The organism is Nocardia sp. CNY236, assembly GCF_000482385.1.
Lineage (GTDB): Bacteria > Actinomycetota > Actinomycetes > Mycobacteriales > Mycobacteriaceae > Nocardia.
Genome location: NZ_AXVD01000010.1, coordinates 48,513 through 63,342, shown reverse-complemented (window position 1 = coordinate 63,342; position 14,830 = coordinate 48,513). Strand labels below are relative to the sequence as shown.

At 66.8% G+C, this 14,830-nt stretch carries 11 protein-coding genes and 1 pseudogene; 11 read left to right on the top strand and 1 reads right to left on the bottom strand.

Annotation, left to right across the window (positions count from 1 at the left end; translation table 11 throughout):
* Positions 1-7 precede the first annotated feature (7 nt).
* The 3 genes and pseudogenes from K940_RS0107560 to K940_RS0107550 all read left to right on the top strand — a co-directional run bounded on the left by K940_RS0107560 (position 8) and on the right by K940_RS0107550 (position 3,146).
* Positions 8-637 carry a response regulator transcription factor gene (locus tag K940_RS0107560; RefSeq protein ID WP_196812132.1) on the top strand — a complete coding sequence of 210 codons (630 nt, stop codon included), beginning with the start codon at positions 8-10 and terminating at the stop codon, positions 635-637.
* Between the two features lie 187 nt (positions 638-824).
* Positions 825-1,268 (top strand): annotated as a pseudogene (locus K940_RS27370) (flavin reductase family protein); the annotation flags it as partial.
* 87 nt (positions 1,269-1,355) lie between these two features.
* Complete coding sequence (locus K940_RS0107550) at positions 1,356-3,146, top strand: carbamoyltransferase C-terminal domain-containing protein (protein ID WP_028477028.1); 1,791 nt, start codon at positions 1,356-1,358, stop codon at positions 3,144-3,146.
* A gap of 73 nt (positions 3,147-3,219) precedes the next feature.
* On the opposite strand, the gene K940_RS0107545 is transcribed toward K940_RS0107550, so the two are convergent.
* Entirely contained in the window at positions 3,220-4,509 is a 1,290-nt protein-coding gene (locus K940_RS0107545; protein ID WP_028477027.1) for a glycosyltransferase, read from the bottom strand.
* Between the two features lie 175 nt (positions 4,510-4,684).
* On the opposite strand from K940_RS0107545, the gene K940_RS27365 reads away from it, so the two are divergent.
* The 8 genes from K940_RS27365 to K940_RS27355 all read left to right on the top strand — a co-directional run bounded on the left by K940_RS27365 (position 4,685) and on the right by K940_RS27355 (position 14,806).
* A complete protein-coding gene (locus tag K940_RS27365; RefSeq protein ID WP_081706215.1) occupies positions 4,685-5,383 on the top strand; it encodes a TetR/AcrR family transcriptional regulator in 699 nt (232 codons plus the stop codon).
* Between the two features lie 173 nt (positions 5,384-5,556).
* Positions 5,557-6,180 carry an isochorismatase family protein gene (locus tag K940_RS0107535; protein ID WP_028477026.1) on the top strand — a complete coding sequence of 208 codons (624 nt, stop codon included), beginning with the start codon at positions 5,557-5,559 and terminating at the stop codon, positions 6,178-6,180.
* Positions 6,177-6,947, top strand: a complete 771-nt coding sequence (locus tag K940_RS0107530; RefSeq protein ID WP_028477025.1) for a 2,3-dihydro-2,3-dihydroxybenzoate dehydrogenase — start codon at positions 6,177-6,179, stop codon at positions 6,945-6,947. Before K940_RS0107535 ends, K940_RS0107530 begins: the two co-directional genes overlap by 4 nt.
* A 22-nt stretch (positions 6,948-6,969) precedes the next feature.
* Positions 6,970-8,571 carry a (2,3-dihydroxybenzoyl)adenylate synthase gene (locus K940_RS0107525; RefSeq protein ID WP_028477024.1) on the top strand — a complete coding sequence of 534 codons (1,602 nt, stop codon included), beginning with the start codon at positions 6,970-6,972 and terminating at the stop codon, positions 8,569-8,571.
* Between the two features lie 82 nt (positions 8,572-8,653).
* Positions 8,654-10,426, top strand: coding sequence for an ABC transporter ATP-binding protein (locus tag K940_RS0107520; protein WP_028477023.1), 1,773 nt, complete (start codon positions 8,654-8,656; stop codon positions 10,424-10,426).
* Positions 10,423-12,147: an ABC transporter ATP-binding protein gene (locus tag K940_RS0107515; RefSeq protein WP_028477022.1), complete on the top strand. Its 1,725-nt coding sequence runs from the start codon at positions 10,423-10,425 to the stop codon at positions 12,145-12,147. Before K940_RS0107520 ends, K940_RS0107515 begins: the two co-directional genes overlap by 4 nt.
* Complete coding sequence (locus tag K940_RS27360) at positions 12,144-13,331, top strand: MFS transporter (protein WP_051406970.1); 1,188 nt, start codon at positions 12,144-12,146, stop codon at positions 13,329-13,331. Before K940_RS0107515 ends, K940_RS27360 begins: the two co-directional genes overlap by 4 nt.
* Before the next feature lie 512 nt (positions 13,332-13,843).
* Positions 13,844-14,806, top strand: coding sequence for a ParB N-terminal domain-containing protein (locus K940_RS27355; protein ID WP_051406969.1), 963 nt, complete (start codon positions 13,844-13,846; stop codon positions 14,804-14,806).
* Positions 14,807-14,830 lie beyond the last annotated feature (24 nt).

The following is a 14,830-nucleotide window of genomic DNA, read 5'->3' as shown; positions in this document are numbered from 1 at the left end:
TCGGATCGTGATCGCAGACGACCACACGCTGTTTCGGCACGGCGTCTGCCAGATCTTGGCGGCGGAGGACGATTTCGTCATGGTGGGAGACTGCGCAAGCGGTAGCGAGGCGGTGGAACTGGCCGCCGAGCACCAGCCCGAGGTCCTGCTTCTCGATGTGGAAATGCCCGGTGAGGGCCCCGTGCCGACGATCCGACGGGTGCAGAGTGTCTCGCCGTGCACCCGCATCGTCGTTCTGTCGATGCACGCCAGCAGCGATCTGGTGCGGGAGCTGACCTCGGCGGGCGCCTCGGCCTACGTCGCAAAAACCTCCGGCCGTGAAGAGCTGTGCGTCGGCATCCGCTCCGTCGTCGGCGACGATCACATGGTGATGTGCTACGTGCCGAGGTCGGCTGTGCCGAGCTCGCGCGCGACCGAGGGCCCGACTCTGTCGATGCGCGAACTGGAGATACTCAAGCTGGTGTCCCACGCGCTCGGGAACTCCGAGATTGCGGCGCAGCTGTATATCAGCGAGTCCACCGTCAAACGGCATCTGACCAGGATATACAAGAAACTGAAAGCCCGCTCCCGGATCGATGCGGTGCATCGGGCTGTCGCCGTCGGGCTCATCGCCGCACCCGGCGCAACCTCGCATTAGCGCGCCGCAATTCGCCTGACCCTCCCTTGTCCAGCCGGAAACGGTTGTGCATGCTTGATCTGGCTCGGTGAAACGGGCTGCGCGTGAGGGAGGGTCATTGAAATTGAGTACGGTTTTCAGGATCGATCATGCTGAGCCGCTGGCCGATAGCTTCCGGCGGGCTATGCGCTGACACTCCGCGGGCGTCACCATTATCACCACGATGTCCGGCGACGGTCCGGTGGGATTCACCGCGGGTTCATTTACCGCGGTATCGATACGGCCGCCGCGGGTTTCTTTCAATATCTCTAACTATTCATCAAGTATCGCGGCGATCCGGGCAGCCGGCCCCATCGCCGCGCACGTTCTCGGTGCCCATCAGGAGGCGCTGGCTCGGCAGTTCTCGGGTGCGGCCGCCGACCGCTACGCCGACTGCTTCTGTTGGCGCACAGGTGAAACCGGATCACCTATCCTGGCGGGTACGCCACTGGTCCTCCATGCCGATGTCGCGCGCCTCCTTCCGGTCGGCGACCACTTCATCGTCGTGGGAATGGTGCGTAGCGTCATCGCCGGCGGCGACGGGGAATTCGACCCGCTGATTTATCACGACGGTCGGTTCGGGCGGCCGCACGCATTGCCCGCCGAGCGGTGATCGGGTAGTTCAGAAAAGCGTCATCCGTATGTGATTGCGCCGTAATCAGTTTCAGCATCAGCAGCAGAGTATGTAGGAGAGTTTTCGATGATCGTCCTGGGTTACAATGGATTCACCCACAGTCGGGATATCAGAATTTCTGACCACGGCACGCAGGATATCGACCGCTATAATGTGCTCGGCCATGACGCCGCGGCGGCCGTCATCTTCGACGGAAAGGTCGTCGCGGCAGTCGAGGAAGAGCGGCTCAACCGCGAGAAGAAGACCTCGCAATTCCCGGTCGGCGCCATCGAGTGGTGCCTGGCGAAGGCAGGCATCGGGCTGGCCGACGTGGATTACTTTGCGTTCCCGTGGGCGGTCACCGACGAGGTGATCAGGTCGCTGGTACTCGACATCTTCACCATGTCGCCGAACCCGACAATCGGCTTCGCGCTGACCGCGGAGATCGGCGAGCTCTACTCGAAGCTGCTCGCGCCGGAGTCGATCGCCGAGGACTTCCGCGCGCGGACGGGCTTCGACGTGCCCGCCGAGAAGCTGATCCTGGTGCCGCACCACCTGGCACATCTGATGTGCGGGTACCAGATACGCGGCGGAGGCGACGCGGCGTTCTTCGTCAGCGACGGGCGTGGCGAGCGCGAATCGGCGATCGCGGGCCAGATCGTCGGCGGTGAGATCACGCTCTTCGACCAGATGACGATGGACAGCTCGAACTCCGTCGGCCTGTTCTACAACAACATCACCCGCTACCTCGGCTTCCTGCCGAACAACGACGAGTACAAGGTCATGGGGTTGTCGGCGTACTGCCCGGAGCCCACCGACCGCGCCCTCATCGACCGCCTGGTCACCCTGCACGATGACGGGAAGATCGAGTTCGCCGTCACTACCGACAACGCCCGCGGTGAGCACCCGTACCGCGACTACTTCGACGGCGTCTTCGGTGGCGACGACAGCATTCGGGAGACCTTCGAGTACCGTGCCAGGGTGGCCCGGGCGGCGCAGGACCTGACCGAGATCGCGACCCGGCACCAGGTCGCCACCTTGGCCGCGGCCGCCCAGTTGCCGAACCTGATCGTCGAGGGCGGCGTCGCGCTGAACTGCGTCAACAATACGAAGCTGCTGGAGAACAACGGATTCGACCGCGTGGATGTCAGCTACGGCGCCAGCGACAGCGGCCTGGCCATCGGCGCGGCGGCCTTCGTCGGCCAGCGGTATGGAAAGGTCACGCCCCAGGCCACCGGGACCTACCTCGGGCCGGAGTATACCCACGAGGAGATGATCGAGGCGACCAAGCCCTTCACGGACCGGATCAGCGTGACCGAGATCGAGCCGGGTGCCGTCGCGTCGACCACAGCGACGCTGCTGTCGGAAAAAGTCGTCATCGGCTGGTTCCAGGGTGCCGCCGAGTACGGCCCAAGGGCGCTCGGTGCGCGCAGCATCCTGGCCAACCCGATGTTCGACGACATCAAGGACATCATCAACCTGCGGGTCAAGCACCGGGAACCCTTCCGGCCCTTCGCCCCGATGGTGCTGGAATCGTCGGCGGACAAGCTGTTCGAGATGGGCAAGTTGCCGACCTCGCCGTACATGACCTTCGTTGTCCCGCTTCGCCAGGAATTCGTGGACAAGATCCCCGGCGCCTGTCACGTCGACGGCACCTCGCGGGTGCAGACGGTCAACGACGAGCAGAACCCGCTCGTCGCCGAGTTGCTGCGGGAGGTCGAGCAGGCCACCGGGATCGCGTGCCTGATCAACACATCGTTCAACGTCGCCGGTGAGCCGATTGTGTGCTCGCCGACCGATGCCATCAGTTGCTTCCTCGGCACCGAGATCGACTACCTCGTGCTGGGTCGGCTGCTGCTGCGCAAGACCGCGAACTAGCACCGGACGACAGGCCGGGTGTGACCGCGTTCGCGGATCACACCCGGCCTGTCGTCTGTCCCGGACAGCGTGCTCACGACCTCGCTTCGCGCATCGACGCTTCCATGCGGTCGGCGACGGTGGCTACGGCGGAAAGGCCTTCGAGTTCGTGCTGGAGCGCACGGGCCCTGGCCCGATAGGACGGAGTGCCGAGCACCTGATCGACGGCCTTGCGGATTGCCCGCTCTTTCGGCGATCCGGTGCGCAGATTGATCCCGGTTCCCGACCAGGCCACGAGCGCGGCGGCATCCTGCTTGCCTTCGCTGTCCCCGCCGACGACCAGCGGGACCCCGTTGGACAGCGCGAAGTGGATTCCGCCGTAGCCGCCGTTGGAGACCATCACGTCGACCTTCGGCAGCAGATGAGCGTACGGAATGAACTCCGCGACACGGGCATTGGCGGGGACCTCGCCGGTCAGTGGCTTGCCGCCGGTGGTCGCGACGGTGAGGACATCGGCTTCGGCGAGCGCGCGCAGAGTCGGCAGCAGCAGCCGCGAGGAGTCGTTGTTGTCGACGGTGCCCTGGGTCACCAGTACCACCGGCTTCCCGGAATCCAGTTCCGGCCACCAGGCTGGCGGCTCGAATACCGGTGGGGGCGGTGGGAGTACGGGTCCGACGAAGCTGATCAGCCCGTCGCGCAGGTCGGGGCGGGGAAACTCGAACGACGGGCAGGTCAGCTGCAGTATGCCGTCGGTGCGGGTCGACCCGTCCATGAAGTACACCGGCAGCTCGGCGCCGCCGGCCTCGCGCAGCCGCTCGGCGAAGACCTGATGGCAGGGTGCGAATACCACCCGGCGGACCAGGGTGTTGAGCAGGGCGTCCCGGAATCGGCTGAGCGGGGTACCGCCCGGCTGCAAGCCGAGCCCGATCGGTGGCGTATGTCTGCTGGAGACGTAGACCGGCACCACACCGGCGGTGTAGACCGCCGGTCGCCGGTCCCTCGGTTGCAGGGCCAGCGGGAGCACACCGCAGAAGGCGGAGTCGACCAGTACGGCGTCGACAGTGTCTTCGGCCAGCAGTGCGCGGATCGCCCGGTACTGGTGCGGCATCGGGTCCGCGAAAAGCGCGTTGATGTCGTAGCGCAGCTGCGCGATGCCCTTTTTGGTTGTTCGATCCGGAAATGCGGTATCGAGATCACTCGCGTCGAAGTCGCATTCGGACGGCAATGCCACATGCTCCAGTCCGGCACTGGTGACTTGCTCCGAAAACCTGCTTCCGGTGAGAACTCGTACGCGATGACCACGGCGCACGAGTTCGGTTCCGATGGGCACAAGCGGGGCCAGATGTCCGACAATCGGTGAGCAGCCGAGAATAAAATGTCCCATTGCCGAAGAATACGAAAGTAATTCGAGCGACGGCAGCGGGCGAAGCTCCCTGTGCGACCCTGCCGACAGCGGTCACGCCGCGTCGCGTCCTGTCGGCGGCGCGACGAGCCCGCTACCGGTGCGACCTATGATTGGGTCAGTGTTCCAATCGTTGCCGGGTAGTTGAGGGTCATCGATGTCCACTCGTTCCAGACGGGCGTACCGAACCGGGTTGTCGCGTGCACTGATCGTCGATGCGGCGCAGGCGCTCACGGTCGAGCGCGGTCTAGCGGGGTGGGGTATGCGCGACGTCGCCGCACGCCTTGACACTTCCTTGTCGGTGATATATCACCACGTCGGCGACCGGGACGCGGTGTGCGCGGCGGTCGTCGACCGGGTCTACGCCGAGATGGATCTACAGCTGGACACCACGAACTGGCGGGAGTTGCTGCACGGCGTGCTGACGTCGATGATCGACCATCTCTCCGGGTACCCGGGCGTCGCCACCTGGTTGCTGCGTAACGGTCCGCAGACCGAGGCGCTGTTGCCGGTGCTCGACGCCGGGGTGACCCTGATGCTCGAAGCCGGCTGGGGCGAGGAATCCGCGGCGGCCTACTCGGTGGCGTTCAACACCTGCCTCGGCCTCATCGCGCTCGGCGACCAGCAGATCGGCGCCGCTGATCCGGGCCTGTCCGGGCTGCTGGACATGCTCGATGCGGACTCCTCGGCCGGGCCGGGCGCCAAGCAGATGCAACAGATGGTCGAGCGGTTCACCACCGACGCCGAACGCGAAGCCACCCGGCGCGAGTACTGCCGGTACGCGCTCGAGCGTGTCCTCGACGGGCTGCAGGTGCGCCTCGATCAGCTGACGAGCGGTCCGGTCGCTCCGCGATAGCGAATCGCGGGGGCCGCGTGCGGATTTTCCGCGGTCGGCGGCGGACGGGTCGGCGACCGCTTGGGCAGCCAATGCGCGCATCGTACGATCCGAATATCGCTTCTCGCGTGGCCGAACACCGAGAGTCACGTGCGTCTTCATTGTGAATATCGAGGAATAGGAACGCCTGAACCATGGCGATTCGCGCAATTGCTCCCTATGCGATCCCCGGCGAACAGCAACTCCCGGCAAATACCGTTTCCTGGCGTCTCGATCCGGCTCGATGCGCCTTATTGATCCACGACATGCAGCAGTACTTTCTAGATCCGTTCGCGGATTCGAAATCGATCCTCATCGAGCGCATTGCGATGCTGCGGAATTTCTGTATCGAGGCCGGTGTACCGGTGATCTTCACGGTGCAGCCCGGGCACCAGGAGCGCGCCGAACGCGGCCTGCTGCTGGACTTCTGGGGTACCGGGCCGGACACCCGCGTCGAAATCCCGGCGGAGTTGCCGACCGAGGACGCGGTCGTGCTGACCAAGCGCCGCTACAGCGCGTTCCACCGGACCGATCTGCTCGGTGTCCTGGCAGAACGGGGACGCGATCAACTGCTGGTCTGCGGTGTCTATGCGCATATCGGTTGCCTGGCTACGATTGTCGACGCGTTCATGAACGACATCGAGCCGTTCGCGGTTGCCGACGCGATGGGGGACTTCTCGCTGCGCCACCACATGGGCGCGCTCGAACACATCGCCACCCGTTGCGGTTCGGTGGTGAGTGCGGCCGCCGTGCGCGACGTCCTGGCCGGTACCCGATGAGGCCGGGCCAGATCGCCGTCGTGACGGGCGCGGCGCGCGGCATCGGCGCTGCGGTCACCGAGACGCTGAGCAGGGCCGGGGCGACCGTGGCCGCGGTGGACCGCGACGCCGAGGCCGTCGCCGCGACCGCGGCGCGGCTGCGCGACTCGGGCTGCTGCGTCGTCGGCTATGGGCTCGATGTCGCCGACGAGCATGCCGTGGAGCAGGTCGGGGGGACCGTCGAAGCCGAGCTGGGACCGGTGGACGCGCTGGTCAATGTGGCCGGAGTGCTCTACCCGGGCGAGGTCGCCGACCTGACCACGGCGGACTGGGCCGCGACGTTCGCTGCCAACGCGGCGGGCGTGTTTCACATGTGCCGGTTCGCGGCCAGGAGCATGCGCCTGCGCCGGGCAGGCGCAATCGTCACCGTCGGGTCCAACGCCGCGCAGACCCCGCGCGTGGGGATGGCCGCCTACGCCGCGTCGAAGGCGGCGGCCACCCAGCTCACCAAGTGTCTCGGGCTCGAACTGGCCCCTTACAACATCCGGTGCAATGTGGTGTCACCCGGTTCGACGGACACCGACATGCAGCGGGCGCTGTGGCGCGACACCGACGGATCGACGGCGGCGATCGCGGGCGACCTGTCGGTGTTCCGGGTCGGGATTCCGTTGGGCCGGCTCGCCGAGCCGGACGACGTCGCGCGCCTGGTCGCCTTCCTCGTCTCCGAAGACGCCAGGCACCTCACCATGCAGAACATCTACGTCGACGGTGGCGCTTCGCTGCGTTGACGCGATCGAATTCGAGTCGGTAATGACGAACATTCCCTATACCGCCTGGCCCGCCGATCTGGCCACCCGCTACCGCGAATCCGGCGTGTGGGCAGGCACCACCTTCGGGCGAATGCTCACCGAATGCGCTGCGGTGCACAGTGATCGCCTCGCCGTGCTCGACGTGACAGGCGCATGGACCTACCGCCGCCTCGACGTCGACGCGCATCGGCTGGCCGCCGGGCTGGCCGCTCTCGGTATCGGGCGCGGCGACCGGGTGGTGGTGCAACTGCCGAATGTGGGTGAATTCGTCGTCGTGTGCTTCGCGCTGTTCCGGCTCGGCGCGCTACCGGTGCTGGCGCAACCCATGCATCGCGAGCTCGAGCTCACGCACCTGTGTGCGCACAGCGAAGCCGTCGCGCACATCGTGGCGCACCGCCATTTCGGCTTCGACTTCGTCGGTATGGCTGAACATGTCCGGGCACGGTGCCCGAGTCTGCGTCACCTCATCGTGCTCGGTGCGGCGGGTGAGCACGTGGCGCTGGCCGATCTCTACGCCGAGCCGGTGGCACGCCCGGACGCCGACCCCGCCGACGTCGCGCTCCTGCAGCTGTCCGGCGGCACGACATCGATGCCGAAACTCATCCCGCGCACCCACGACGACTACGCCTACAGCGTCCGGGCGAGCCTGTCTGCGTGCCCGCTGAGCGCCGACGATGTCTACCTGGCCGTGCTGCCGGTGGCGCACAACTTTCCGCTGAGTTCGCCGGGCATCCTCGGCGCACTGTATGCCGGTGCGACCGTGGTGCTTTCGCCGAGCCCCAGCGTGGACGACGCCTTCGCGCTGATCGAACGGCACCGGGTTACTGTCACCGCGGTGGTGCCGCCGATCGCGAGCCTGTGGCTGGCCGCCGCAGCGAACACCGAGCACGACCTGTCCAGCCTGCGCGTGCTGCAGGTCGGTGGGGCGCGGCTCAAGCCTGCCATCGCCGCGGCGCTGCCCGGCGCGCTCGGCTGCACGCTGCAGCAGGTGTTCGGGATGGCCGAAGGGCTGGTCAACTACACTCGGCTCGACGATCCCGCCGAACTCGTCGGCACCACTCAGGGGCTGCCGATGTCGCCACTGGACGAGATCCGCATCGTCGACGACAACGACGACGACGTCCCCGAGGGCACACCGGGGCACCTGCTGACTCGGGGACCGTACACGATTCGCGGCTACTACCTCGCGCCGGAACACAATGCCCGAGCCTTCACCACCGACGGCTTCTATCGCACCGGTGACATCGTCCGCGTTACGCCGACCGGGCATCTGGTGGTGGTGGATCGCGCCAAGGACGTCGTGAATCGTGGCGGCGAGAAGGTAGCGAGCGAAGAGGTGGAGGAACAGCTGGCCGCGCATCCCGCCGTCCGCGAGGTCGCCATCGTCGGCGCGGCCGACGATGATCTCGGAGAGCGGGTGTGCGCCTTCGTCGTGCCGACGGCGGATCCGCCGAAACCCAAGGCGCTCAAGTCGTTTCTGCGGAATCGTGGTCTGGCCGGGTACAAGATCCCGGAGCGCTACGAGTTCGTCGACTCCTTGCCGCTCACCGCCGTCGGCAAGGTGAGTAAGAAGCAGCTGCGGCAGCGCCTGGTCCCGGGCTGACGATGCGCCTGCCGTTGCGGTCGCCTGATGATCGAGTAGAGTCGAAATTAGAACAGCGATCCAACCTGTCCGTAGGGGGACCATGAGTACTACAGCGGTTCTGGATTCGGTACCGGCGGAGGATGACGAGGCGGAGAAGCCGGGCGGACTCGGTGTACTCCTGCGTCCCGTCCGCGTCCAGCTGTCGGTCGCGGCGGCGTTGCAGCTGGTCGGCGCGCTGGCCGGGCTAGCACCTTATGTCGCCATGGTCGAGATCGCCCGCGAATTCCTGGCCGCCGAACAAGGCGACCGCGCCACGGTCTGGATCTGGGTCGCGGTCGCGGCGGCAGGTTTCCTCGTGCACACGGCACTCGCGGCCGTGGCCTACACCATCAGTCACGTCGCCGACGCCGACGTCGGTTTGCAGATCCGCAGGCAGATGGTCGAACGTCTCGGCCGGGTTCCGCTCGGCTGGTTCACCGACCGCAGCTCAGGCCGGGTGAAGCGGGTACTCTCCGACGACGTCGCCTCGGTGCATCACGCGGTCGCGCACGTGGTCAACGATCTGGTCGCCGCGGTTGTGACGCCGACCGTCGCACTGGGCTATCTCTTCTGGCTGGACTGGCGGCTGGCGCTGTTCTGCCTGGTGCCGCTGGTCCTGTGGTTCGGCCTGGTCGCCTACATGATGCGCGACGAGGGTGCGCGTACCGCCCGCTGGAGTGCCGAACTCGACAAGGTCAACTCCGCGGTCGTCGAATTCATCGACGGCATCGCGGTGGTCAAAGCGTTCGGCCAGACCGGCCGCGCTCAGGATCGCTACCGCAAGGCAGGCGACGACCTGGCCCGGTTCCTCGCCGAATGGGCCGGTCCGATGCGGCGGCTCGACGCGATCGCCTCCCTGCTCATCTCGGCGCCGGTGATGCTGCTCGTCGCGCTCGGCGGTGGCGTGCTGCTCGACGCCGACCCCGCCGAGATCATCGCGTTCGTGATGCTCGCGGTGGGGCTCGGTGCCCCCGTGCTCGCCCTGGGATTCGGCGCGGCGGCGATGCAGGTCGCCACCGACGCCGCGGGTCGGGTCGCCGAACTGCTCGCGACGGCTGAATTACCTAGGCCCGCCGAGCCGTCGACGCCGCGGGGTGCGCGGGTCGTGTTCGACTCAGTGCGCTTCTCCTACGACGGCAGCACGACGGTGCTCGACGGCATCGACCTGGTGCTGGAGCCGGGAACGGTGACGGCACTGGTCGGACCGTCCGGGTCGGGCAAATCGACACTGGCGCGGATGCTTCCGCGCTTCTGGGACGTCGAGGAGGGCGCGGTGCTGATCGGCGGGGTCGACGTTCGCAACATCGCCGAGCGGGACCTGTACCGGCACGTGGGTTTCGTCTTCCAGGAGACCTTGCTACTTCGGACCAGCATCCGCGACAACATCGCACTCGGCAGGCCGGAGGCCGACATCGCCGAGATCGAGTCGGCGGCCAGAGCCGCGCAGATCCACGATCGGATACTCGCCCTGCCCCGCGGTTACGACAGCGAGATCGGTGCCGATGCGCACCTGTCCGGCGGTGAGGCACAGCGCATCTCGATCGCACGAGCGATCCTGGCTAACACCCCGGTGCTCGTCCTCGACGAGGCCACGGCCTTCGCCGACCCGGAATCCGAAGCGGCCGTGCAGGATGCGCTCTCACGGCTGACCGCGGGGCGCACTCTGCTGGTGATCGCGCACCGCTTGCACACCATCCGCGGCGCCGACCGCATCGTGCTGCTGTCCGAGGGCCGGATCGCCGAAGCGGGCCAGCACGAAGAACTGCTGGCCCAGGGCGGCCGGTACCAGCGGTTGTGGCAATCACAATCAGTGGTCACTGGGGAATCGGCATGATCCGCAAGCTTTTCCGCATCGTCGATCCGCAGGATCAGCCGCGGTTCATCCGGTGGATGGCGCTGATCGTCGCGTTCTCGGTGCTGCAGGGCATCTGCGTGCTGCTGGTCGTTCCGGTGCTGCGCGCGCTGTTCGACGGTGACCGCGACGCGGCGATGCCGTGGCTGGCGGCGCTCGCGGCGGCCACGGCGGCCGCCTGCGCGCTGTTCTACGGCCAGGCGATGTACGGCCAGCAGATCGCCGACGATCTGTTGCTCGGCATGCATCACCGGGTCGGAGACCACCTGGCCCGACTGCCGCTGAGCTGGTTCGGCACCGACCGGACCGGTCGTCTTACGCAGTCGATGTCGCAGGGGACGGCGAACATCATCGGCGTGCCCGCGCACCTGATGCAACCTGTCGTCAGCGCGGTGGTGACCCCGGCGGTGGTGACCGTCGGCACCTTCCTGTTCGACTGGCGGCTCGGCGCGGCACTGATCGTCGCCGGGCTGGTACTGCTCGCCACCCACAACTGGGCACAGTCGGCCATCGCCCGCAGTTTCGGGGCGATCGACCTGGCCGCGGTCGAATCCGCGGGCCGCGTCGTCGAGTTCGCCCAGACCCAGCCGGTGCTGCGGGCGTTCGGCAGGCACTGTGCCGACAACCCGCTGCTCGACAACGCGTTGCTCGGGCAGCGCCGCGCTTACGACGAGATGAACCGCAACGCGGTCTCGGCGCTGCTGGCGTTCTCGGTAGTCGTGCAGGCGGCCTTCGTCGCATTGATCGCGGTCGGGGTCGCTCTCGCGCTGGGCGGGACGCTCGATGCGCCGGAGTTGGTCGCGCTGTTGGTGCTGGTCGCCCGGTTCGTCGGGCCGCTGATCGAGGTCATCGATCACGCGGCGGCCCTGCGGATGGCTGCCGAGGACATCGATCGGATCGATGACGTGCTGGCCGTCGAGCCGCTGCCGGAGGGCTCCGTGCAGCGCGTCACCGAGCCCGGCGCGATCAGCTTCGACAAGGTGGCCTTCGGCTACGACGACCGCCCGGTGCTGCGCGAGGTCAGCTTCCAGGCTCGCCCCGGTACCTTGACCGCCATCGTCGGCCGCTCCGGGTCCGGCAAGTCGACGCTGCTGCGGCTGGCCGCGCGGTTCTGGGATGCCGACGCGGGCGCGGTGCGGGTCGGCGGTGTCGACGTCCGCGAACTGAGCACCGAGGCGCTGACCGGCCAGCTGGCGATGGTGTTCCAGGACGTGTACCTGTTCGACGACACGATCGAGGCCAATATCCGGCTCGGGCGTCCCGATGCCACCGACGCCGAGGTACGCGAGGCGGCCAGGCTGGCCTGGGTGGACGAGATCGTGGACCGGCTGCCGGACGGATGGCAGACGCGCGTCGGCGAGGGCGGCACCAGCCTGTCCGGCGGTGAGCGGCAGCGGGTGTCGATCGCCAGGGCACTGATAAAGCAGGCGCCGATCGTGCTGCTCGACGAGGCGACGGCCGCCCTCGATCCGGACAACGAAGCGGCGGTCGCGGCCGCGATGCGCGTGCTCGCCGACCAGCGGACGTTGCTCGTGGTCGCACACCGGCTACACACGGTCGCCTCGGCCGATCAGATCCTCGTCCTGGACGAGGGCCGGATCGTGCAGGTCGGCACCCACGACGAACTCATTGCCACAGACGGTCGCTACCAGGACTTCTGGCGCGAGCGCGAACGATCGAAGGGCTGGCGGTTGACGGTATGAGGCACAAGTACGGTCTGCTCGCGGCCCTGTATGTCAGTCAGTACCTCGGATTCTCCTTCTTCGGCATCGCGCTGATCGCGATCCTGCGCGAACGCGGCGCGTCGCTGGACGAGATCGCGCTGGTCGAGTCGGTGGCGCTGATCTGGGTCTTCAAACCGCTGTGGGCGCCGCTCATCGATCGGGTCGGCTCGTACCGCAAGTGGCTGCTCGTCCTGCAACCCGCCTTGGCCGCCGTCTTGCTGCTGGCGACGCCGCTGGATCCGATCGATGATCTCGGGTTGCTTATGGTGATCGTTGGCGTGGTCGCGCTGTTGTCGGCAACCCAGGACATAGCGACCGACGCGCTCGCGGTCCGGATCCTGGCCACCGACCAGCGCGGCTTCGGAAACGGCGTGCAGACCGCGGGCGGCTACCTCGGCGGCGTGCTCGGCGGCGGCCTGACCTTGGTGGTCTACGACCGGTTCGGCTGGGTGGCGGCGGTGGTGACTCTCGCCGTGGCGACAGTCCTGCCGATGATCCAGATCCTGCGATTCCCCGAGCCGCCGGCAGGCCCCGCGGTACACCGGGCGACGTTGCGGGCGGTGTTCCGGCGGCCGGGGATGCTGCGCTGGATGCTGCTCGTGTTGCCGCCGTTGATCGTCGGGCTCAACGGTGGCTACGCGCTGATCTCGCCGATTCTCGTGGACATGGACTGGTCGTTGACCTCAGTGGGGGTCACTACCAACGCGCTCGGGGGGGCGGCCGGTATCGCCGCCGGCCTCGCGGCGGGTGCGCTGATCTCGCGCACCTCTCGCCGTTCGATGCTGGTGTGGACGCAGTGTCTGCAGGTGCCTGCCCTCGCCTTGCTCACGATCGCCTGGCTGACCTCGTCCACCCCGGTGGTGCTGGTGGCCGCGATAGCGGTGCAGATGGCGATGGCCGGCACCATGACGATTGTCTTCACGATCACCATGGATCTGTGTGAAACCGACAGCGCTGGCACCGACTTCACGGTCGTCACCAGCTTCGTCCTGCTGATCGGGATCGTCGGAGGCATTGTCGCGACCGCGGCCGCCGAACCCCTGGGATACGCGACCGCGCTGAGTGGCGGCGCCCTAATCGCGCTGCTGGGTGTCGGGGTCGCCGCACGCGGATATCAGGATATCGGCGCCGCCAGGGCATCCGAGTCCGCAGTGTTGCGGTAGCCTGTTCCACAGCGAAATCGCGATTGCGAATCCGCCGCTTCGGATGATCCCGCAATCGCGATTTTGTCGTGTCCGCCCTGTGCGGCTCTTGCAAGTCGCGGTATTCGACAAGTCGGAATCGGGAATAGTGAACTCGCGAAAAATTTGAACTAATTAGTTTGAAATTTTCATAGTTACGGTGGCCTGGAAAATTAGGGGCTTGCGGAAGGCGTCCCGTCTCGAACCTGTAACTGTTCATCTGAACGGGGCTTCAACGCATCGATAGTTCACCTCCGAGACGCTTCGGCGCCGCCGGAATTTGGCCGTCGCGTTCCTCTGGGGAAAGTTCCGAGGTTGCAGGGAAAGCTCTTCTTGGTTAATGAGCCAAAGGTAGTAATTCCGTGTCCCATAAGGGGTTGTTTGCGTGTTCGATGGGCCTATTCGGCGCATCTCTTATTGCTCCGAGATCGGTATTTTGGGCATGCTTGTCGCTAAATCATTTCAATTGAGTGCGGCAAGAAGGGGGGAGTGTGATGTATTCCATAGCGCACCTTGATTCGTCCCACGTCCCGGGGAAAAGTGAACGGGCCGAAGTCTCTCTTTCGGAGTTGGTGCTGGGTGATTCACCGCGCAAGGCAGAGGACACCGCGCATATCCAGTCGCTGGCCGCGGTGAAGACCGAGCTGCCGCCGATCGTCGTCCACCGCCCGTCGATGCGGGTCATCGACGGTGGGCATCGGCTACGGGCGGCGCAGCTACGTGGCGACGAGACCATCGGTGTGCTCTATTTCGACGGCGACGAGCGCGATGCCTTCGTCCTCGCCGTCCGCCTGAACAGCGCGCACGGACTGCCGCTCACCCTGGCCGACCGCAAGGCCGCCGCCGCCCGGATCATCGGTTACCGGCCGGAGTGGTCCGACCGCGCGATCGCGAGCATCGCGGGGATTTCCGACAAGACGGTCGGCTCGCTGCGCGAGGAGTCCGGCGGGGTCGCACCGTCGGAGCGGCTGGGCCGCGACGGCCGCTATCACACCCGCGACCGGGTCGCCGGCCGCATCCGCGCGAGCGAGATCTTCGCCGAGAACCCGCAGGCCTCCGCCCGCGAAGTGGCGAGAGAGGCAGGCATTTCGGCCACTACCGCCAAGGACGTGCGGGCCAGGATCCGCCGCGGCGAGAATCCTGTGCCGGTGCAGCAGCGGTCGCGGACCTCGGCCGACACCGTCCTCACGCCGATTCCGGTGCTGCCGACCCTCGACCGGCGTGCGGTCGTGCGCAGGCTGCGCTCGGATCCGTCGATGCGCTTCTCCGAGTCCGGCCGCATGCTGTTGCGCTGGCTAGAGGCGGTCGGTGCCGACGGTGCCGAATGGGAAGCGCTGGCCGACAACGTGCCACGGCACTGCACCCCCGTCATCGCCGACCTCGCGCGGCTGTGCGCCGCGGACTGGCAGCGGTTCGCCGACACGCTGGCCAGCCGTAGCGGCGAACAAGCCAGTTGATGCTCGACAACGATCCATTGGTGG